This window comes from Nostoc sp. DSM 114160 (assembly GCF_053470305.1).
Genome location: NZ_JBPFGO010000001.1, coordinates 3,356,708 through 3,378,144 on the forward strand (window position 1 = coordinate 3,356,708; position 21,437 = coordinate 3,378,144).

General features: G+C 41.2%; 15 protein-coding genes, 4 pseudogenes and 1 CRISPR repeat array. Of the genes and pseudogenes, 13 read left to right on the forward strand and 6 right to left on the reverse strand.

All coding sequences use genetic code 11. The features are described from left to right. Positions 1–17 precede the first annotated feature (17 nt). The 7 genes and pseudogenes from NSTCB13_RS14845 (at position 18) to hetF (ending at position 10,496) form a co-directional block, all read left to right on the forward strand. Positions 18–461 (forward strand): acyl-CoA thioesterase, encoded by a 444-nt coding sequence (locus NSTCB13_RS14845; protein WP_445627898.1) that lies wholly within the window; start codon positions 18–20, stop codon positions 459–461. An 830-nt stretch (positions 462–1,291) separates the two neighbouring features. Further along, positions 1,292–2,122 (forward strand): squalene/phytoene synthase family protein, encoded by an 831-nt coding sequence (locus NSTCB13_RS14850; RefSeq protein ID WP_445627897.1) that lies wholly within the window; start codon positions 1,292–1,294, stop codon positions 2,120–2,122. A gap of 537 nt (positions 2,123–2,659) precedes the next feature. Further along, positions 2,660–4,256: pseudogene (locus NSTCB13_RS14855) on the forward strand (protein kinase domain-containing protein). A 692-nt stretch (positions 4,257–4,948) separates the two neighbouring features. Next, positions 4,949–5,707 (forward strand): FHA domain-containing protein, encoded by a 759-nt coding sequence (locus NSTCB13_RS14860; protein WP_445627895.1) that lies wholly within the window; start codon positions 4,949–4,951, stop codon positions 5,705–5,707. Between the two features lie 1,073 nt (positions 5,708–6,780). Next, positions 6,781–6,954, forward strand: coding sequence for a hypothetical protein (locus NSTCB13_RS14865; protein WP_448272820.1), 174 nt, complete (start codon positions 6,781–6,783; stop codon positions 6,952–6,954). A gap of 147 nt (positions 6,955–7,101) precedes the next feature. Beyond that, positions 7,102–7,257: a hypothetical protein gene (locus tag NSTCB13_RS14870; protein ID WP_448272821.1), complete on the forward strand. Its 156-nt coding sequence runs from the start codon at positions 7,102–7,104 to the stop codon at positions 7,255–7,257. Between the two features lie 740 nt (positions 7,258–7,997). Further along, complete coding sequence (gene hetF / locus NSTCB13_RS14875; protein ID WP_448273208.1) at positions 7,998–10,496, forward strand: cell division protein HetF; 2,499 nt, start codon at positions 7,998–8,000, stop codon at positions 10,494–10,496. Between the two features lie 95 nt (positions 10,497–10,591). Further along, positions 10,592–12,216: a CRISPR direct-repeat array (repeat unit 37 nt; unit sequence GTTTCAATCCCTAATAGGGATTTTGATGAATTGCAAT). Between the two features lie 400 nt (positions 12,217–12,616). On the opposite strand, the gene NSTCB13_RS14880 is transcribed toward hetF, so the two are convergent. From NSTCB13_RS14880 to NSTCB13_RS14890, 3 genes and pseudogenes are all read right to left on the reverse strand, one after another. Then, a complete protein-coding gene (locus tag NSTCB13_RS14880; RefSeq protein WP_445627892.1) occupies positions 12,617–12,910 on the reverse strand; it encodes a hypothetical protein in 294 nt (97 codons plus the stop codon). Positions 12,911–12,984: 74 nt separating this feature from the next. Then, positions 12,985–13,479, reverse strand: a pseudogene (locus NSTCB13_RS14885) (RNA-guided endonuclease TnpB family protein); the annotation flags it as partial. A 273-nt stretch (positions 13,480–13,752) separates the two neighbouring features. Continuing rightward, a complete protein-coding gene (locus NSTCB13_RS14890; RefSeq protein WP_448272822.1) occupies positions 13,753–14,589 on the reverse strand; it encodes a prephenate/arogenate dehydrogenase in 837 nt (278 codons plus the stop codon). 69 nt (positions 14,590–14,658) lie between these two features. Here NSTCB13_RS14890 and NSTCB13_RS14895 point away from each other — a divergent pair. The 3 genes and pseudogenes from NSTCB13_RS14895 (at position 14,659) to NSTCB13_RS14905 (ending at position 17,897) form a co-directional block, all read left to right on the forward strand. Further along, positions 14,659–16,222, forward strand: a pseudogene (locus NSTCB13_RS14895) (pentapeptide repeat-containing protein). Between the two features lie 129 nt (positions 16,223–16,351). Beyond that, complete coding sequence (locus NSTCB13_RS14900) at positions 16,352–16,942, forward strand: DUF1517 domain-containing protein (protein ID WP_445627891.1); 591 nt, start codon at positions 16,352–16,354, stop codon at positions 16,940–16,942. A 69-nt stretch (positions 16,943–17,011) separates the two neighbouring features. Continuing rightward, a pseudogene (locus NSTCB13_RS14905) lies at positions 17,012–17,897 on the forward strand (hypothetical protein). Positions 17,898–18,037: 140 nt separating this feature from the next. On the opposite strand, the gene NSTCB13_RS14910 reads toward NSTCB13_RS14905, so the two are convergent. Further along, positions 18,038–18,274, reverse strand: coding sequence for a hypothetical protein (locus NSTCB13_RS14910; RefSeq protein ID WP_448272823.1), 237 nt, complete (start codon positions 18,272–18,274; stop codon positions 18,038–18,040). A 381-nt stretch (positions 18,275–18,655) separates the two neighbouring features. Further along, positions 18,656–19,429: a hypothetical protein gene (locus NSTCB13_RS14915; RefSeq protein WP_448265343.1), complete on the reverse strand. Its 774-nt coding sequence runs from the start codon at positions 19,427–19,429 to the stop codon at positions 18,656–18,658. Positions 19,430–19,586: 157 nt separating this feature from the next. Between NSTCB13_RS14915 and NSTCB13_RS14920 the strand changes: the two genes are divergently transcribed. Further along, positions 19,587–19,736, forward strand: a complete 150-nt coding sequence (locus NSTCB13_RS14920; RefSeq protein ID WP_448272824.1) for a hypothetical protein — start codon at positions 19,587–19,589, stop codon at positions 19,734–19,736. Then, positions 19,726–20,283: a hypothetical protein gene (locus NSTCB13_RS14925; protein ID WP_448272825.1), complete on the forward strand. Its 558-nt coding sequence runs from the start codon at positions 19,726–19,728 to the stop codon at positions 20,281–20,283. Before NSTCB13_RS14920 ends, NSTCB13_RS14925 begins: the two co-directional genes overlap by 11 nt. Positions 20,284–20,290: 7 nt before the next feature. On the opposite strand, the gene NSTCB13_RS14930 is transcribed toward NSTCB13_RS14925, so the two are convergent. Next, entirely contained in the window at positions 20,291–20,698 is a 408-nt protein-coding gene (locus NSTCB13_RS14930) for a hypothetical protein (RefSeq protein WP_448265345.1), read from the reverse strand. A gap of 67 nt (positions 20,699–20,765) precedes the next feature. Between NSTCB13_RS14930 and NSTCB13_RS14935 the strand changes: the two genes are divergently transcribed. Further along, positions 20,766–21,431 (forward strand): class I SAM-dependent methyltransferase, encoded by a 666-nt coding sequence (locus NSTCB13_RS14935; RefSeq protein WP_448265346.1) that lies wholly within the window; start codon positions 20,766–20,768, stop codon positions 21,429–21,431. Positions 21,432–21,437: the final 6 nt, after the last annotated feature.

The following is a 21,437-nucleotide window of genomic DNA, read 5'->3' on the forward strand; positions in this document are numbered from 1 at the left end:
AAATATCAAGAGAAATAATGCTAGTAAATAACAACTTACACAGACCATTAGAAGTAGTATTAGCAATTCCTGTCAAAACATACGACATTGATTTTATGGGAATTGTGAGTAATATCGTGTATATCAGATGGCTAGAGGATTTACGTCTAAAGTTTTTAGATGAACATTGGCAACTCAATCAACAAATTGAGCTAGGATATACACCAATTCTAGCTGGGACTGAAATTGAATATAAACGTCCAATAAAGATTATCGATCGAGTGATTGGACGTTTATGGCTGAGTGGTTTAGGACGCTTAAAGTGGACTGTGCAAGCTGAAATTTTATCTAACAATGAGTTAGCAGCAGTGGCTAGTCAGAAGGGTGGTTTTGTCAGTTTGCAAAATAATCGTCTTATTCCCATTCCAGAGGAATTACATAAAAAATATTTACAGTATCAACAAGAGATTCAGAAAATTTAATAATTAGGAATACTTCTATATTTTTTTAATTTTTTACAAACTGTTCGGTTTGTTTGTAAACATAATCTAGACTATAACACCGATTCTTGATGAATACGCGAAAGAACCCCAATGCCTACGGCATCTCCCCTTCCTAAGAGCAGATGGGGAGGTGTCCTCTCATTCCCACTTCTTGCAAAAGTCGGGAAAAGGTATGGAATTTTCCCGACTTTTGCCAATCTCGTAAATATACGGGAACTTCTTGTTCTAAGTTTTGGTCACTTTATGTCACTTTAAACAGCAAGACGGTTCTGACTCCAATCGATTAGGCTTAGTCCAACTCAGGCATTGCAGCCTTATATGTTGTCCAATTTAACTGACCCTAAATCTTCGGTAAACCATTGTACCCATCCAAAGGTATGTACAAATGCTGTTATCCGTTGTCAGCTTTTCCTGAATTGTCTTTATATATACAAGAATTACATTTTGTTAGTCAGATTAACGCAGACTTCAAGCACTTTCAAATCGCTAAAATGGATGTTTGCTTATAGAACAATTTCGTCATATCCAACCAAATATTACCATAATTCTTTATATGTATGCTAAAAGTTTATGAAAGCTATATCAAACGACACTTCAAACACTTTTGCACCCAAAAACCTCTATACTAGACTAGACTTTGATAAATTTGAGAGTTTTGTTAATTGCAATACCAAAAACTATCAATTTTTAGATGAAATACTAGCGTATCTTATAGTCTATAGTTTTTAAAGTTTAGTCAAAACTATATCCAGTATCATCAAAAAACTGCAAACTTCATGTGGTGCAAAAATCAAGTGGGGAGTGAAAACATGAATTTACGTAGAGATGCATTGCAAATCCTCAAAGAAACTAGCCGAACTTTTTATATTCCAATTAGTCTTTTACCGCCAGGATTGCAAGAAGCAGTAGCATCAGCATATTTGTGTATGCGTGCCATTGATGAAATTGAAGATCATCCCGAACTAGATAACGCTACTAAAGCAAAGCTGTTAAGAACCATTAGCTTGACATTACAGGCAGGAGTTGATGGCTTTGCGGTAGATGCTTTCTTTGCAGGATTTAGTGGGTATGAGAATTCATTAGAAGAAGTCACTTTGAGGATTAGAGAATGGTCACTGCTAGCACCAGACACCATTGCACCTCGAATTTGGGATGCCACTGCTGCAATGGCTGACCGGATGGCTTATTGGTCAGAAAAAAACTGGAAAATTTATACAGAATCTGATTTAGATCGTTATACCTTTGGAGTTGCAGGTGCAGTGGGACTATTACTTTCTGACTTGTGGACTTGGTACGATGGAACACAAACAAACCGTACCCAGGCGATTGGTTTTGGGCGGGGTTTACAAGCAGTCAATATCTTGCGTAACCACACTGAAGATTTGAAGCGTGGGGTAGAATTCTTCCCAGAAGGTTGGAGTGCAGAAAATATGCAAGAGTATGCCCGACGCAATCTAGGTTTGGCCGAAGCTTATATCAAAGACCTTCCTACCGGGCCAGCCTTAGATTTTTGTCAAATCCCCTTCACCCTGGCAAACGGCACTCTTGACGCCCTTGCTAATGGTAAAGAGAAACTCAGCCGCAGTGATGTTTTTGCACTTATCGAACAACTGACTAGTGTGAATATGAAAGCTAGCTAATAATCTCTTAATGACTAATGGAGATAATTCTAAATTGCCTCCAAATTTGGGCATCCAAAATTCTACAGCGAATTTCTGTAGAGTAGCCAGTGCGGTCTTCTCCCTTTGGGAGGAAGGGGAGACGCTAAAAGCGATAGCGTCGGCGGCAAGCGAGTCGGCGAGCGTCTGGGGTTTCCCCAAATTAGTAACTGGCGTTGGGCACTGCCCTCCAATACCTTTTAATACCAGTTCTCCCATACAAAAAACCAGATTAAAGCTGATTTTCTGAATGGAATAACAGCACGATGCACGCCACAAGCCTTGAGAAAGCGTGATTAGGAATTAGGAATTGGTAGAAAGTAGCATACACAGTCTTTACCAATGTAAGTATAATAAATAATCTTGTTTAGCGATCGCTTTAGGTAATCTCAGTTAAACTTTAGGAACTCTTCAAAGGATTTCCAGCAAAAATTACCTGGCAAGAGTTGATTAATGTCTAAATAATTGGAAGAGAGTATAACACTCCCCGTGATTATTCGTGCAGCGAGTTGAGAGTGCATGAGCTACTGCTTAAATCCTACCTGTTCCAATCCAGAAAATTTGGTATATAGCCAAAGGTGTCAGTCTTGTGGCTCGCAACTACTGTTGCGCGATCGCTATCAGACGATCAAACCATTAGGGTCAGGGTGGCTTTGGAGCGACCTTCCTAGCCAACGATCGAGGCTTACCAGGAGAACCGAGTTGCGTAATCAAACAATTACGTCCATCAGGAAGCGCTCCATACGTTTTACAGATGGCCAGAGAACTCTTTGAACGAGAAGCTAAAACTTTAGGTAAGATTGGCAATCATCCCCAAGTACCAAGATTGTTAGACTATTTTGAAGATCGCGAGCAATTCTACTTAGTTCAAGAATATATCAGTGGTGACACCTTGCAAGAGGAGGTCAAACTTAACGGCATCTTGAGCGAAACTGGAGTTAAGCAATTTTTGAGCGAGATTTTGCCACTGTTGCAATACATCCACGAGCAAAAGGTGATTCACCGTGATATCAAGCCAGCCAACTTAATCCGCCGCACTCAAGATGCCAGAATGGTACTCATCGATTTTGGTGCCGTCAAAAACCAAATTAGCCAAAGTGCGGCAGGCCCATCAGGACAGACAGCATTAACTGCATATGCTATTGGTACTCCTGGTTTTGCACCTCCAGAGCAAATGGCTATGCGTCCAGTCTACGCCAGTGATATTTATGCACTAGGTGTGACATGCATTTATTTACTGACTAGCAAAACTCCTAAAGATTTAGATTACAATCCCAACACTGGCGAGATGATGTGGGAGCAGCTTGTGCAAGTGAGCGATCACTTGGGCAATGTGTTGCGAAAAATGTTAGAGGTGTCTGTACGTAATCGCTATCAGTCAGCGGCAGAAGTTCTCAGAGCATTGGAAATAGAACCATACTTAGATAGTTTAGCAAAGGGTTTGCTGACTAAATCTGATAATCGATCTAAAGAGCGAACACATAACCACCTGGAAAATTCTGCTGTTTTATGTAACAATCCTGCTGGTACCAACACTGGAGTGGCACAGGTAGCGGCAGCGATTCGTGCTAGACGAGCCAAGGCAGCGGAAGCTGCAGGATTACACCAGGGTTCTGGGATGGCCAAATCAACGACTTTCAGTAGCAACAGCAATGGTTCACAAAGTCAAAATTCTAAAGTTGGGCGAAAGTTAGATACCCAAGGTTTATTGACAGCTTATCTGAAGGGAAGACGAGATTTTGCCTTACACAATTTAAATTTGCTAAATCTGCAAGGTGCTGATTTATCTCAAACAAATTTCCATTCTGCTCAATTGCAAAAAACCAATCTTCAGGGAGCTAATCTTCACAATAGTGACTTTGGCAGAGCCAGTCTGACTCGAGCAAATCTTAAAGATGCTAATTTGAGCAAAGCATACTTTAACCATGCTGATTTAGAAGGAGCAGACCTGCGAGGCGCAGACCTTAGCAATGCTTATCTCAGCAATGCGAACCTCCGAGGAGCTAATCTGTGTGGTGCTAATCTCACCAGTGCCAAAATTTCTGATGAGCAGCTAGCACTAGCAAAAACAAATTGGATGACCGTGCGTCCCAATGGCAAACGAGGCCTGTTGTGATTTGAAAGTGTGAACTACCCAATCTTTAGACGAATGGAGTTTCCTGATTCCTCGGGAATAGTCTGTTTTGCCGTCGTATTTCTATGCGAATATTCTCCGATATTAGGTTCTAGATTATCTTGAAGGATGAATCTTTTTTATTGAAATCAATTATTTTCGATTAGCAGAATAGCCTCAACCTCCCTGCTTTTCAGTTCTCCATTTTTATTAACAATTTTCAAACACTTGTTCGATCGAAATCACAATGCTGAACTTTTCTTATATATGGGAAAATTAGCCCTGATTCTTTTCAATAAAACTTAGATTTATTCAAAATTGACCAAATATGTATAATGTTTCAGTTAAGCCATAGCCATCACTCTCACGAATATTAAGAAATATCCGACTATCTAGCAAAAATACGTAGATGGTTGTCAATTCTTCATGAAATCTTTATGATTTTTATCTGTTACAAATAACAAATGATTATTTACAATAAACCATAAAGCATCATAATAATTTTATAAAGGTATTTACATGCTTTTGATGGCTATAAATAACAGAGAATCTCACACTTAAAATTTGTAAAATAGCATGTTTCTAAACCACTAAATTTTTCAGATGGCAGCAAAAAGCAAAAAATCAATTATTCCTGATTGTCGGCTGGAAATGTATATTACACGCGAAATCAGGTAGTATAAGGTTCACGTATAATGACTGACTTTGCACAAACGGAAATAGAACGGCGATTAACTTTATATCAAGTATTCCTCAAGTTGTACGAACACCACAGCAGCCTTCTAGATGAAATTCTTCAGCTAGAAAACCTATCTCAACCGTCGTTGAGGAGAGTCAAGACGACAGGTTACGTACATGGTGTAGTGGATAGTGTTGCTGTTTATCTGATGACTAACTTGGGCGATAATGAGACTCAGAGTTTACGACAGCCACAACAAATCTGGACGATAGGTCGTAATCGCACCAGTGGTATTTGTATTGCTGACAATCATCTGTCTCGTCGCCACGCTGCTATTCAGCATATTGACCAGCAAGGCTTCTACTTAATTGATTTCAACAGTACCAATGGCTCCTTTGTGAACGGTAATCGCGCTGTTAGGCCGATTAAGCTCAAAGACGGCGATCGCATCCGTCTAGGAAATATGACTTTTGATTTTTTTGTGACTTCTACCTACCGCGTTCTGCCAACTGTTGCAATAGATTTATTGATGCAGCTTGTGCATCGAAGGAATAATCATACAGTAGATATACTTAGTTATTCCCAGAATAGACAAAAACCTTTAATTGAAAAACCAGATTCTAATTTAGAGGCTTTCAGAAATTTCGGAATAGTTGAGAAGCTGGAAAATTTTTATGACAACTTCAGTTCAGAACAGAAATCAGAAATTTTAGACCGCCTGTTTACCACACAATTAGCGTCTAATCCCAACCAGCTAAAAAATTGGAACTTCTAGCAGTTTTCAATTGCTTCAGGGGTGCTGTTAACGGTAGCCTGATATTTAGTCTGTTAGTGGGTGCTGAGGCAGACAAATAGTGAAAGTTAAAAGGGAACTCGTCAGACAATTTTGGATTTTAGATACTTCGACTTCGCCCTTCTCCTGTCGGAGACGCTACGCGTAGCTTGCTTCCCCGGAGGGGTACGACTACGCTCAGGACAAGCTCAGTACAAGTTTTGGATTTTGGATTGACCCTATAGATAAATCTAGGGGCTTGTACCATCAAGGAATATCGGTCAAAATATATAAAAAAAATTAAGAATGTGATTAAATATCATAGCAATCATTTTGGAGTGGCGTCTCTAGCTCACAATAAAAAGAAAGCGATTCAGGGATTGAGTGAGTAAGTTATGCTCTATCCTGGCAACAGGAGGAGACTCAAGGTCTACCAGCAGTAGCAACAAGACTAGTGATAGTGATTTACTCTGGTTGTATGGCTCACTGCTACGCGTCTGGGGTAAAAAAACCCCCAGTGGGTGTTAACCTACTAGGGGAGTTAGTTATCAGGGTGCATCTACCAATTAAGTGTTCTCAGGTTGAAGACCATACTCCGGATAAATTTGCACAAAGGTTAGTTATTTTTTAAATAAAAAACCCCCAGTGGGTGTTAACCTACTAGGGGAGTGAGTTATCAGGGTGCATCTACCAATAATCTTTTCTAGGGGCATCCAGCATCTTCCGGGAAAAATGAACTCAATTAGAGTTAATGGTGATGTCTATAACGGGCTGTAACGTTCGTACCTCATGGAGAAGCAACCTATATGTAGCATCTCTGAGAGGAAAAGACTCGCGCAGATTTTTCTACCAGAGGCATTTGCGATCGCTATTGGGAACGCAACTAGAAAAAATCCCCAGTGGGTGTTAACCTATCAAGGGAGTTGAGTTATCAGGGTCAGTTATTTTTTTTTAATAAAAAAAACTCCCAGTGGGTGTTAACCTACTAGGAGAGTGAGTTATCAGGGTGCATCTACCAATAATCTTTTCTAGGGGCAGATAGCATCTTCCGGGAAAAATGAACGAAATCAGAGGCGATGTCTACGACGATGGGCTGTAAAGCTCGTACCTCTATGGAAAAGCAAGTTACGCGTAGCATCTCTGAGAGGAAAAGACTCGCGCAGATTTTTCTACCAGAGGCATTTGCGATCGCTATTGGGAACGCAACTAGAAAAAACCCCCAGTGGGTGTTAACCTATCAAGGGAGTTGAGTTATCAGGGTCAGTTATTTTTTTTAATAAAAAAACCCCCAGTGGGTGTTAACCTACTAGGAGAGTGAGTTATCAGGGTGCATCTACCAATAATCTTTTCTAAGGGCAGATAGCATCTTCCGGGAAAAATGAGCGAAATCAGAAGCGATGTCTACGACGATGGGCTGTAAAGCTCGTACCTCATGGAGAAGCAAGCTACATGTAGCATCTCTGAGAGTAAAAGACTCGCGCAGATTTTTCTACCAGAGGCATTTGCGATCGCTATCGGTGACGCAACTAGAAAAAACCCCCAGTGGGTGTTAACCAACCAGGGGAGTAAGTTATCAGGGTGAATCTACCAATAATCTTTTCTAAAATAAATGGGTCGCTACCGGATAAATTAGCAGAGGTTGAAGTTGTTACTGTTTGTCGATGGAAGAGAAACTTCAAAAGGGTTAGTTATCAGGACAGACCTACCAATTAAACGATCGGTGCGCTGCTTTACAAAATGGGTGTTTCAGGGTTAATCAATAGGACTGAATTTTCATAAAAAAACCCCCCAGTGGGCGTTAGCCAACCAGGGGAGCTAGTTATCAGGGTGCATCTACCACTTAAATGTTCTAGGTTTAACCACCATGCTCCGGATAAATTTATGAGAAAATTGATTGTTATCGTGTGTCAAAAAAACCAAAGTGGATATTAACTCAATGAGGGGAGTTAAAGATCGAGGGACATCCATCTATTAATCAAGTATTCTAGGATTAAGCACTATTTTCTGGTAGAGAATATCTGCGTCAGAAGTTGCTGTTGTTTGCCAAAAATAAAAAAACCCCCAGTGGGTGTTAGCCAACTAGGGGAGTTGAAGATCAAGGTGCATCTACCAATTAAGTGTTCTAGACCCAGGTAATCCGATCCGGATAAAGTTGTAAAGGCAGAAAAACCAAAACGACACCGAATCAGAAACATTCAGGGGCAGGATGCATCTAAATTATCAGAGAAAGCGAAAAATCGACTTGAAACTTTCGCGTTTCAAACCAGATTTAGGAGGCGGGACAGGAGAAGTTGTGACCCAGGAATTCCATATTTCCGTAACCCCAGTAGGGCAAAATGACTACTTGGTGCGGACGGAACAAGTCGCGCCTGGGGTACCATTGGCAGAAGAATTGGTGACTTGGCCTATAGCTGATTGGTTGATGGCTGCTGGGCATTTGATGAATGACCCGTTGAATTCAGTGTTGCAAGGAGATCCATTTACCTCTGGCGGACATGAAAGCGATATCGCCAGAAACTCTGTGAATTTGGTGGCGTTGGGTCAACAATTTTATAACGCCCTATTTCAAGGCACTCTCAGAGATAGTTGGATTACTGCCCAAGGTATTGCTCAGAACCATCAACAAGTACTACGCTTACGCTTGGGGCTAAAAGACACTAGATTAGCTCGTTTGCCTTGGGAAGTGATGCACGCAGGCGATCGCCCTTTGGCTACTGGGCCTTATGTGGCTTTTTCTCGCTTCCAAAGTGGAATTTTGGGGGCTTCTCCTTTGCGATCCCAAAATATGCCCACACCACCAGAACAAGGTGGTGTCAGAGTTTTGATGGTAATTGCTTCTCCCTCAGATCAAGTCCGTCTTGACTTACAGAAACAAGAAGCAATTAAACTGCAAGCGGAACTTCACCGTCAAACGTCACGACTTGGTGAAAGTCGCAATCGTTTCCCAGAAATTGAACTCACTGTCTTAGACCAACCAGGACGGGAAGAACTGACGCAAGCCCTAGAACAAGGCAGATACCACGTTCTCCATTACTCTGGTCATAGTAACTTAGGCGCAAATGGCGGAGAAATTTATCTTGTTAGTCGCAGAACTGGCTTAACGGAAATCTTAACTGGGGACGATTTGGCAGGTTTGCTCGTCAACAATAATATCCAAATGGCAGTGTTTAATTCCTGCTTGGGCGCTTACACAGCAGCGTCTAATCCCTCTGGAGATACTGGCGAACGAAACTTAGCAGAAAGTCTGGTGAAGCGCGGAATTAGAAGCGTTTTGGCGATGTCAGAACGGATTCCTGATGAAGTGGCGTTGACGCTCACACAATTGTTTTACCGCAATTTAAGTCAGGGATATCCAGTAGATTTGTGTGTAAGTCGGGTGCGCCAAGGATTAATTTCGGCTTATGGTTCTCACCAGATGTATTGGGCATTACCGATTTTATATCTCCAGCCAGAATTTGACGGTTTTTTAAGTCAGGAAACTGAGGTATCTACAAGTACAGATTCGCTGAATCAGTATAGTTCGCCTTTAGGGGTAACTTCCATGATGTACCCTGGTATGCCTGATGATAGCGAGATGCCTTTAGGAATGGAAGATATGATTCCTAGTGGTTTAACGCGGGATTCTGGGTTGGACTGGCTGGGTGAAGAGACTTGGGGCGATCTGGTTGATGAAATTGAGTATGATGACCCAAGCTATGAAGAAGATTCTGCGATCGTTTCGGATTTATTTCGTCAGCTAGATAACCAAAAACCTGCAACTGAACCGGATCGACAAATTAGCGAAAATAGTCTTCACCAAAGCCAGATTTCAGAGGAAATGACTTCTTCAGAAGAGTCAGCAGATTTGTGGGGAGAAGTTCCCCCACCGCCACCTGCAACTCCTGGAAACCTTGAAGAAAATTGGCAAAATTCTAATTTTTCGCAATCGCAACCACCCCCGCCAAGAAATCGTACTCGTCGCCGCAAACTGTGGCCGATTGTGGGTGTTGTGGGAATTAGTGCGATCGCAGCTGCGATCGGTTTAAATTGGTGGCAAAATCGCCCCCAAGCATTGCCTAAAATACCAGAAATTCCCGCCCAGTCTTTACCTGATTCTCGACCGATTCAAAAGCAGCCGAACATCGATTTAGGAATAGAAGCAACTGGAATTGTCACCGCTACTGCTACGGAAAAATTGAGTCAGGGTGACTTGCAAGGTGGGTTATTGGCTGTAGAAGAACTACTGAATCGGGGCGCACTGGCTGCGGCTGGAACTTCCTTAAAACTAATTCCCAGTAAACAAGCTGACGATCCATCTGTGAATTTTTACAAGGGACGATTGGCGTGGCAGTCTATCCAAACTGGAGACAATAATTATAGCGTCGATGATGCCCGTCGTTATTGGGAAACTGCTGCCAAAGCTAAACCCGAATCGCTTTTGTATAATAACGCTTTGGGATTTGCCTACTACACAGAAGGCAATCTGAATCGCGCCAATGATTCTTGGTTCAAGGCTTTGAATTTAGCTCTCAAAGAACAGAACACAAAATCAACATCCCAAAACACAGCAGTTCCTCAAGATGCTTTAACTTCTTATGCTGGTTTAGCTCTTGGACTGTATAAATCTGCACTTAGTCAATCTAATGGTAAGCAGACGCAATATTTGAATGAAGCGATCAAATTGCGCCAAACGGTTCTCAAGTCCGATCCAGAAAATTTCCAGGTAGATAAATTAACTAAAAATTGGCTGTGGACGGAAAAGGCGATTGAAGATTGGCGATCGCTCCTTCAAGAAAAAGGCGAAGAACAGTAATCAGTAGGTGCGTGTAAATATTTGTCGTTGGGATGAAGCAGGAGGCAGGAGGGAAGAGGGTTTTAGCAACGCTAATGCTAAAACCTATATGGGGTTTCAGCTTCCCTAATAGGGATTTTGATGAATTGCAATTTGCCATGTTGTATAGTAAATCTTCCCTTTGCTATGTTTCAATCCCTAATAGGGATTTTGATGAATTGCAATCTTATCCTTGTTTTTATATACGTCGTAATTACACGTTTCAATCCCTAATAGGGATTTTGATGAATTGCAATTCCTGCACCTTACCCTCGCCCAAAGGGATAAACTGTTTCAATCCCTAATAGGGATTTTGATGAATTGCAATAGCAGAGGCACACTTGAAGCTTTATATCAGTTCAGTTTCAATCCCTAATAGGGATTTTGATGAATTGCAATTTTTAGGTAAATATTGCCGCCGTTTAAAAAACTTGTTTCAATCCCTAATAGGGATTTTGATGAATTGCAATCAGTGGCGGTAATAGTGGTGGAGGAAGCACAGATCCGTTTCAATCCCTAATAGGGATTTTGATGAATTGCAATGCGATCGCCTACATCCGTCAATGGCGCTCATGTCAAGTTTCAATCCCTAATAGGGATTTTGATGAATTGCAATGATAGATGCGATGGTGCAAGCCCAGTATCTTGAAGTTTCAATCCCTAATAGGGATTTTGATGAATTGCAATTCCCCAGGTCCCGGTGCTTCTCCATTTACATAAATCGTTGGGTTTCAATCCCTAATAGGGATTTTGATGAATTGCAATTCAAAGTTCGGAATACTCGACCATCTTGTAGTTCTAGAGTTTCAATCCCTAATAGGGATTTTGATGAATTGCAATGGGTGATTTAGGGAAAAAAGCTCGCGTTCGGTACGTTTCAATCCCTAATAGGGATTTTGATGAATTGCAATTTATGCCAGCTAGTTCCAGGTGCAAACTTCTTTCTCGTTTCAATCCCTAATAGGGATTTTGATGAATTGCAATGTGATTTCGTTAGGGTCAAAAAGCACTGGAGTTGAGTTTCAATCCCTAATAGGGATTTTGATGAATTGCAATGGAGTAATAGATGGAGAGGATACTGTATTTGATATGTTTCAATCCCTAATAGGGATTTTGATGAATTGCAATACTTCAACTCCAGATTTCTGAAGCACCTTGTTTTGTTTCAATCCCTAATAGGGATTTTGATGAATTGCAATGCCGATGAAACTTATATCATCAGAAGTGGCATTGAGTTTCAATCCCTAATAGGGATTTTGATGAATTGCAATTCAGGGCGCGATCGGTGCGAGATGCAATGGTGAGTGTTTCAATCCCTAATAGGGATTTTGATGAATTGCAATTCTGAAATAAACTCTGACTCTTTCCAATTGCATTTGTTTCAATCCCTAATAGGGATTTTGATGAATTGCAATAAGCCGAATATAGCCACTCAGCAGGAATAGATGTGTTTCAATCCCTAATAGGGATTTTGATGAATTGCAATTTGAGGATATCGCAGCAGTAACCATCGATTTCTGAGTTTCAATCCCTAATAGGGATTTTGATGAATTGCAATTTGCACTCAGTACTTTCCTCTAAGAAAAAATGAGGTTTCAATCCCTAATAGGGATTTTGATGAATTGCAATCCTGGGATGATGATGATATACCTTTCTAAATAGCCAGTTTCAATCCCTAATAGGGATTTTGATGAATTGCAATAGCGGGAGCCTGAAAGCCAAGCTATATTTAGTTTTCAAGGTGCGGTTGCGCGATTCTGGAGCAATCATAGCATTAGAGAATTCCTTTGGGAAGAGTGCCGGGAAAAGTTAAAGGCTGATATCCTAGTTTTTGTAAGCATTTCAGAGATTGCGCGGATGATAATTTGGTAATGAGTGGCGTGAAATGCTTGCTGGTATTGAGATAGAAGCAATTTTTTGAGGGTGTGAAATTTGTACACCTACCCATTCGCGCATTTGACATACAGGAACTCTATGAGAGACGCGATCGCTAAAAATAATCTAATGGTGATGGGGGGCGCGATCGCTGCCTTCGGAGTCAGAAATCTCAATCTTTAATATGCTTATAGCCTCCCACATCACACACAACAACACTTGTAATTTTAGTCTTGAGACTCCTCAGAGATAGATTCTGATTCGGTTTCAAGTTCTTCTGTTTTAACTTTGGGGGTTGGAGGTTTAACCGGTTTTGGGCCACGCGCTAGTGCCGGATTTACCGGTGGTCTGCTTTCATCCCTAGATGATGCTTTTTTCCCTTTGTCAGATGAGCGTTCGCGGCTCGGTTTTGAGCTTTTGGGGTTGGATTCAATCGGAGTTACAGAATCCGAATTTTCGGAATTGCTGTCAGTGTTTGCTTGAGCCTGACGTTCCGATTTCTTGATTGGACGTTCTACCATTGTTGATTTTTGTAAATTTATCTGTATGGTACATCGGTTTGGTGACTATCAGACTGTTGAGTAGCATTTGTGAACTACTCACACTGACTTGGAGTACCAAGTACAGTGTTGGCTTCTGTAATCACGGGGGAGTGCCGCAACTTGGACTTTCGCCCTAATTTTGGTCTTACCTCCCCTTCTACAGCAGAGACGGCTGAACCTTCCGCCTTTATCCCTTCGGCTGCGCTCAGGGCAAGCATTCTGATACCCTCTGCTCTAATATTTACGGCTGCGTTCGCATCACGATCGTGATGAGTTTTGCAATGAGGACAAGTCCATTCACGGACATCCAATAATATCTCACCGATTTGATAGAAACAATTAGAGCAAAGCTTAGAACTGGGGAATCATCTATCAATCTCAACCAACTTTCCACCTCCGCGTTCTAGCTTGTAGGCTAAAAAGTTGGTGAATGTTCCCCATCCTGCATCAGATATTGATTTCGCCAATTTATGATTGCGTACCATGCCTAATACATGAAGATTTTCTACTATGACAGCTTGGCTATCGCTGACCAACTTATAACTAAAGTTTCCTGATTGATTCTGACTCCTGAATTCTGAATTCTGAATTCTGTTTATCAATTAACTTACTAAACCTCATCTATGTTGAAACCTAGAGTTTTTTAAAAAATATACTTTTGTAGGTTGGGTGGAGTGAAACGCAACCCAACATTACCACCAAATTTTATGTTGGGTTACGCTATCGCTGCACCCAACCTACAAAACTACGGTTTTCAAGGTAGACGAGGTTTAAATTAAAAAATGGGTACGTTATCGATAGCTGAACGCACCCGACAACTATTAAACAAAATCAGGTCGTGCCTGTTGCCTTGATTTGAACTTTTCCTCTAAAACTGCCCAATTTTCTTGCTCAATTAAATTAGTCAATTCATCGAGGTTTTGACGATATTGTTGCAGCGATCGCAGCAATGCTTGACGATTATACCGCGCCATCATCACGCCCAATTCTGGATTCCCACCACCCACACGACTAGTATCCCGAAAACCCGAACTAGCTAACTTTTGGGCTAATTGCAAAACATCGGGGTCAGTTTCGCTCAAACAAGCAGCAATCAACGAAGAACTAACCATCACCGGTAAATGGGAAATCCAACTCACAGCGCGGTCGTGTTGCTCTGGTTGACAAAAATAGATATTAGCTCCGAGCGATCGCACAATTTCTTCTACGACTGTAATTGCATTAGTTGGTGTTGTCGTTATCGGTGTTAAGACATAAGGTTTATCAACAAATAAATCTCGCTGTGCAGCTTCTATCCCACTATCTGTTCTGCCCGCCATTGGATGACCGCCGATAAAATTATCCCAAAGGGGAGTAATATCCTTAACTATCTGTGCTTTCGCCGAACCGACATCAGTGACGACTGTAGCCGTAGGCAAATGAGCGATTAACTGTTCAAATTGGGGCACAATAAGGGCTAGAGGTGTACAAATAAATACAACTTCTGCGGCTGCTAATAGGCTCAGATCGACTGATGCTTCATCAACACTGCCCAAGGTAACTGCCTTTTGACAGGTTGCTTCACGGCGACTAACTCCTAAGATATGATGTCCTTGCGATCGCAAATCAAAACCCAAAGATCCGCCAATCAGTCCCAATCCTAAAATTCCAATATTCATTTTTGATTTTGACATTCGTTTTTTATGACTTTACCAACTATTAAAGTTGGCATCCAAGGGGTAGCATCGATGACTGTAGAGGAATTACTGGAACAATACGCAGCAGGAGTCTTAAACTTTAGTGGTGTTGACCTCCCAGAAGCCAATCTGAGTGGAGTTAAACTCAGTGGCGTAAATCTGAGCGATGCTAATTTGAGTATAGTCAACCTGAGTGGCGCGAATCTGAGTGAAGCTAACTTGAGCAATGTCAAGCTGAATGTAGCCAGACTGAGTGGTGCGAATTTATGCAGCGCTATCCTCAATAACGCCAGTCTCAACGTCGCTAATTTGATTCGAGCGGATCTAAGTCGCGCTCAACTTAGAGGAGCCTCATTAATCCGCACCGAATTAGTTCGCGCTGACCCTCAGTCGTGCTGACTTGTTGGAGGCCGATCTCACCAGTGCTGATTTGCGAGAAGCGACACTGCGCCAAGCGAATCTCCGTCACGCTAACTTAAGTGAGGCGATCTTGAGAGGTGCTTCTTTAACTGGAGCCAACTTGGAGATAGCTAACTTAAACGCCAGTGACCTGAGTCGTTCTGACTTGAGCGGTGCAAATTTGCGAGATGCCGAACTCAGACAAGCCAATCTCAGCCATGCTAACTTGAGCGGGGCTGATTTGAGTGGTGCAAATCTCCGGTGGGCAGATTTGAGCAGCGCAAATCTCCGGTGGGCAGATTTAAGCGGCGCAAAATTGAGCGGGGCTGATTTAATTGGCGCAGATTTAAGCAATGCCAATTTAACAAATACAAGTTTAGTCCACGCTAATTTAACTCAGGCAAAATTAATTAGAGCAGAATGGATCGGTGCTGACTTAACAGGAGCAACTTTAACGGGAGCCAAGCTTTATGCCACTTCCAGATTTGGTTTAAAAACCGAAGGCATAGTTTGTGAATGGGTCGATCTTAGCCCAAATGGCGATCGCTCCATTGTCCAAAATTTCCATTCTGAAGAGTCACGAGATTTTTTTAACGAAACACCGCCAACAATTCGGATTATTGTTGATGCAGCTCTAGAACATGAAGCCAATTTTGCGATCGCTGGTGCTTACTACCAAATTGCTCAAGAATATCGAGGGCTGAAACAACCTCCAAGCATTGAAAGTGGCCGTCGCCGAACTATTTTTACCTTTCATGTAGATAGCGACGAAGCATTATTTCCCACTGCTTACATTGTCATTCTTCCCTTTCTAGATGCGGCATCTACCCAAAAAAATATTTCCAGTATAGTGGAAATAATTAACAATAAAGTTGTTGCAAACCAAAACTTAAAATCGCCTCAGATAGTCAAACAATTAAATACTCTTTTTGAACAAGCTATGAATCAGGCTACAACAATTAAACAGATGAAAAAAAATATCGAAGTTGCCGCAAAACTAAATTTTTGTAAAGCCCCAGCCCAAATAGTTTTAACGAATTCCAGTGCCCACACTTTGATTGTTTACGATCATCCCAACTTTGGAAAAAGATTTATTAATCGCTCTGCTCTTAATGCTTCAGCTTATGATATATCCAGTGATTCAACAAAAAATATATTACCTTCATTAGATATTATTATAGATTTTGTTAAAGGATTTCATTATATTAATCATTAGTTATGAGACATTGGGGATTGAACTAATGACAAATGACCAATACTTCGGCTTCTCTTCGAGACGCTACGCGAACGCTCAGTACAAGTGACCAATGACAAATGACAAAAAACAAAAATTTTGGAGGAAAAAATGAGCAATATTTTTAATAAAATGATCGGTCGAACTCGCTATGTAGTGTTTCGTCTATTTCTGCACTTAGGGGGAGGTGAAGTAGCGCCAATTTTGGGAGTATTAAATAGTGCTGGACGAGATGCGATCGATGCCGATGGCGATTTAGAAGTTTTAGGAGAAGGATTGGTAGAAATCAGCCAAACCCTGCTGCAATACGATGAATATTGGCTTTCTGCTGCTAACGAAGGTGACGTATTTTTTAATGAGGGCGAAGCGGGAGATTACGTAAATGAATTATTTACTGACTCTGCTGAAAGATATCTTAGCGAACCAGATTACGCTTCCAATGGATCGAATGAACCTTTATCCATACCTGTTACCCGCAACGTCATTGTGATGATTACAGTAGCTTATGAAGGAGAAGTACCAGATTTGGAAACCGATCTTTCTAACGTTCAGGCGCTCAAGGAAGGATTGAAAGCATTGATAAATTTGCACTATAAACATAAATTAAAGGCAATCCAAGTACATTTCTCACCGGCACAGTTGGGCGATGAACTTAGTAGCGATCAACTGTTGCAATATTACCCAGAATTGATTCCTTTGTAATATGTCGGGTAGTCCGTACTTACTACTTAGATGATAAATTGTTAAGCTCAGAGATAGGACAATAATCCAATGATCATGACCATAGTACGTAAATTTACAGCCGTTTTTTTAGCTCTGAGTTTGTGTATCACAACTGTTGCTTGTGGTGGCGAGAACCAAAGTACTCCTCCAGCTAAGAACGTTAACCAAACCTCTACTAGTACAAAGTTGAGGGATGGCGAGTATCAAATACAACAAGCCACTTATGACGATGCAACTGGTGAGTATAGCCTGTTTTTACTTAACAATAATCCCCCAACCTTTGCAACTGAAAATTTGCAAATGGCGCGGTTAACTGATGATGAAATCAAGCAGGGTAAAAAAAGCTATCTGAAGGTAGAAAAAGGGCAACCAATTTTATATCTGACGGAAGACTTTAAAATTGAGTACGTCCACAACGTTACTGAGAATAGAACTAATCCCCAAACAGGACAACAAGAGACGGTTGTAGTCCGTCGAGAAAATAACTTCTGGGCACCATTTGCTGGGTCTGTAGCTGGTAGCTTGGCGGGACAGGCAATTGGTAGTATGTTGTTTAGACCCCAATATTATGTACCCCCTGCCTATTACCCAGGACAAGGATTAAGTGGCTTCGGTGGATATGGCGCAAGCTATGGCCAAGCAGTTCAACACTATCAAACTCGCTACAATGCGCCACCCGTAGCCGTAACAAATCGCACTGCCTTCCGCAATACAGGGACAATTAGAAGGTCATATCCTGGAAATACAAATATACGCAATACACCGCGTAGCACTACAGGTAATAACCGTCCTTCTGGTTCTGGTTTTGGTGGTAGTACGTTGCGACCCCTCTGGTAGAGCCACTTCACCCAGACGCAATTCTGGCAGTGGTTTTGGTAGTGGACGTAGTTCAGCCCCCCGCCGCTCAACTGGTTTTGGCAGCAGACGCCGTTAAGAAATTTCAAGTTTATTCAAGTTTAATAAATAGACTGCCTAACAAGTAAAGGTAGTTGTGCATAAAGAAGCCGGAGGGTAACAAATCAAACCTCCGGCTTCTCTTGAATATCTATGCAATTTAGGAGGAGGAATTATTAATTATTCGGTTAAATAATATGAAACACTAAATACAAATATTGCTAAGAGAACAGGTATCATTTTATTAAAGTCTATACGCTTTTGTTGAACCATTTCTAAACAAGACATCGGAATCATCAAAGGCCAGAAGATAGTTGTCACCATAAACATCACAAACGAGAAAAATTTATCTTCTGGATTGGAAGCAGGATGATGTAAAGAAAATATCAACCAATTAGTTAAAAAATAGCATATCATTAATAAGTAACCAATAGTTAGAGCTGATTCGTAAAGAAAATCTGAAGGATACTCAAGTCGTTACTAGGTCTGAGTTTCAGCGAATAAGTATTTTTTTGACTCAAATTCCTGAAATCCTTGCAAGACAAGTACTTTACTTGAGTTTACAAATTAGCTCTTAAAGTCAGTTGTATCTGATTCACTGTGAGTACTCCTGAAGTTATGTAAGCTTTACTAATCATCATTCGTACAAAGTTATAACATATACATTCGGAACCTCACCCCGTATTTGCTAAGGCAAACACTCCCTTCTCCTTAGTAAGCAGAGGCATTGGGGTTGAGGTTAAAAGATGTACTTTATATAAACGACAACTGCTAGAGCTGTAGCTATTAAAGCAATCATTAAGTGGTCTTAAAAAATCGAATAATTTCGCGGACATGATCGAGAAATTGCCCGTCAGTGGAAAGTTGCGCGATCGCATTTCTGGCTTCTCTTGCCAAACGCTCATGTTCCGTTTGATTTGTCGCCCGTAATTCTTCTAAATTAGCGGCGATTCGGGCTAAATCTCTGCGAGTTTCTTCGGCAAAACGTTGTTGAGTTGCGGGTAAGGAATAGGGTTGTTCAGGATTAAGCTGATCTTCCAATGACTGGATTTTTTGTTCCAATATAGAGAAGCGATCGCGCAGTTCAAAAATATCTTCGCGCGGATACTTCCATTCTTGGCGAATCATCGCTAACCGCGCATATAAATACTCGTAAGCGCGAATCGCAGGACGCAGAATTGTTAATAACAAAGCGGCACCAGAACTTATATATCCCACTGTACTAATACCAGTGGCAGCAAGAGTATAAAGACCAACAGCTGAGAATAAGTGTAAAGCAATGGCAACCCAGAGCGATCGCTTTGCCAACAATGTGACATACTTCACTTGTTTCTCATCAACTGGAATTCCTTTCTCTGTTGATTGTGCGGCTTCTGCTAAGACTTCTTTAGCTTGAAAATGCACATTCCACGGTACGGTAACAATTACCAATAGCCACCAAAAACTAGCACCACCAATCACCCAATCAAGAAAGTTACCAGCAGGGATGTGCAACCATTGCAGTAAGCCAAAAGCCGTTAGCACCACAACCACTATTCCAGCGATGGAACTGGCGAAAAAGTTAATATACATCTTGTCGTCTCCGGTGAAACTATACCTCGATCATGACTATGCCTCACCAGTTATACGGAAATGCTTGTGATGCTTTTTCTAGTAGCACACATCATACTGTGCAGAATTCAGACTTAAATTTTTTTTGATTTCAGTAATTAACAATTTGTAGGAAATCATGATGTCAGCCTTGTTAAAAAATCAAAAAATTCCTAAATTATTCACCAAATTATCAGTTGCAACTGTTAAAACTGCCTTCAGCTTAGTAGTATTATTCAAAATTGATTCTGCTCAAGCTTTGGCAGCTAAATTCAACATTGACCCCTAGTGCAAGTTTTATTTCCTCATATACATTTAGTCCTGACAGCGTACCTTTTTCTCTAACAGATTTGGGAATTAATTCCGGGGACACAATTAAACTGGAACGGTTTGGCAGTTTTTCACCCTTTGGCGATCCGACTAATGAATATTTTGGTGCAATGTGGGCTACTTTCAGCGCTGACAATACCTTACTACCAAGCATCGGAGAGTATGATGGCGCAACGACTGACAGAGTTCCTGGCGCTATTAATGCAATTCTTCCCAACGGTTGTCTTCCATTGCAGTGTTTAGATAATAGTATTTTTTACATTTCACGTGTAGATTTTAATGGTGTTCTTGTACAAGTTCCCAGTGATGCAAAATTTATATTTATTGGTGCTGCCGACAGTTCATTTGGTGATAATGTAGACTTAAATCAAGACTTTGCTGTAAGTATCAATTCTGTATCTACTGCTAGTGTTCCTGAACCCAGTTTTATGTCAGGTTTACTGGTATTTGGTGTTTACATTACTGGTTTGCAATTCTTACGCAACCGTAAAAAAGCACTTTCATGATATGGGTTTACTCAACTAAATAACTACGCCAAATTGGTTGAGTATCTTTGCTACCTTTTTCGGTAATTAGCGATCGCCAAGTTTTACCTTCTTGCTGAATTTGCAAGTAAACATCAAAGGGTTGTTTTGGTTGCGTCAAGCGACGTTTTGGTAGCTTGAGAATCAAATCGTAGGTTCCCCGAACGTGGAAAGCTGGTAAATTTTCAATCGTTAGGGGTTGTTCTTGGGTAATTGATAGCCGTTTGATTTCAAATCCTTGAAAATCTAGATTTAGTTGTTGGCTAAGTTTTTGTTGAGTTTGTTCTAGCCCAAGTGCGATCGCTTTTTGCACTAACTCGCTAGTCGGTAGCAGTCCAATACTGCCACAAGCTGTCACTAGCACCAGCAATATTGCTGTCAAAACTAACCGCACCATGTTATTCCTGAGATTCCACCGATCAGCGATAGTATAACTGTAGTTTCTCTCAATTCTCCGATCTATCATGCCAAAACAGTCTATAGGTCTTGATAAACAACTCTACAATTATCTTTTATCTGTTTCGCTGCGAGAACCAGAGATTCTTGGGAAGTTGCGCCAAGAAACCGCCAATCATCCCCGGAGTGGAATGCAGATTTCACCAGAACAAGGGCAGTTTATGAGCCTTCTGGTGCAGTTAATTGCAGCGAAGAAAACCCTAGAAGTTGGAGTATTTACGGGTTATAGCTCACTTTCTGTAGCTTTGGCACTACCGCCTGATGGCAAGATTATCGCTTGTGATGTGAGTGAAGAATTTACTGCGATCGCTCGGCGGTATTGGCTAGAAGCTGGAGTTGCTGATAAAATCGATCTCCAATTGGCTCCAGCTTTGGAAACTTTAGATCGGCTATTGGCAACTGGACAAGCCGAAACTTTTGATTTTGCCTTTATTGATGCTGATAAAGAAAATTATGATGGATATTATGAGCGATCGCTGCAATTAGTTCGTCCAGGTGGATTGATTGCGATCGATAATGTTTTATGGTCTGGACAAGTAGCTGATGAGCAAAATCAAGATGAAAGCACCCAAGCAATCCGGGCGCTGAACGAGAAGTTACATCATGACGAACGCATTACCCTCTCCCTTGTCCCCATCGCCGATGGACTTACTTTAGCAATCAAGCGACCTTAATACAGC

Coding starts and splice junctions, on each gene's coding strand:
- NSTCB13_RS14845 (WP_445627898.1), top strand. CDS start 18: ATGCTAGTAAATAACAACTTACACAGACCATTAGAAGTAGTATTAGCA.
- NSTCB13_RS14850 (WP_445627897.1), top strand. CDS start 1,292: ATGAATTTACGTAGAGATGCATTGCAAATCCTCAAAGAAACTAGCCGA.
- NSTCB13_RS14860 (WP_445627895.1), top strand. CDS start 4,949: ATGACTGACTTTGCACAAACGGAAATAGAACGGCGATTAACTTTATAT.
- NSTCB13_RS14865 (WP_448272820.1), top strand. CDS start 6,781: ATGTCTACGACGATGGGCTGTAAAGCTCGTACCTCTATGGAAAAGCAA.
- NSTCB13_RS14870 (WP_448272821.1), top strand. CDS start 7,102: ATGTCTACGACGATGGGCTGTAAAGCTCGTACCTCATGGAGAAGCAAG.
- NSTCB13_RS14880 (WP_445627892.1), bottom strand. CDS start 12,910: ATGGTAGAACGTCCAATCAAGAAATCGGAACGTCAGGCTCAAGCAAAC.
- NSTCB13_RS14890 (WP_448272822.1), bottom strand. CDS start 14,589: ATGAATATTGGAATTTTAGGATTGGGACTGATTGGCGGATCTTTGGGT.
- NSTCB13_RS14900 (WP_445627891.1), top strand. CDS start 16,352: ATGAGCAATATTTTTAATAAAATGATCGGTCGAACTCGCTATGTAGTG.
- NSTCB13_RS14910 (WP_448272823.1), bottom strand. CDS start 18,274: ATGATATGCTATTTTTTAACTAATTGGTTGATATTTTCTTTACATCAT.
- NSTCB13_RS14915 (WP_448265343.1), bottom strand. CDS start 19,429: ATGTATATTAACTTTTTCGCCAGTTCCATCGCTGGAATAGTGGTTGTG.
- NSTCB13_RS14920 (WP_448272824.1), top strand. CDS start 19,587: ATGATGTCAGCCTTGTTAAAAAATCAAAAAATTCCTAAATTATTCACC.
- NSTCB13_RS14930 (WP_448265345.1), bottom strand. CDS start 20,698: ATGGTGCGGTTAGTTTTGACAGCAATATTGCTGGTGCTAGTGACAGCT.
- NSTCB13_RS14935 (WP_448265346.1), top strand. CDS start 20,766: ATGCCAAAACAGTCTATAGGTCTTGATAAACAACTCTACAATTATCTT.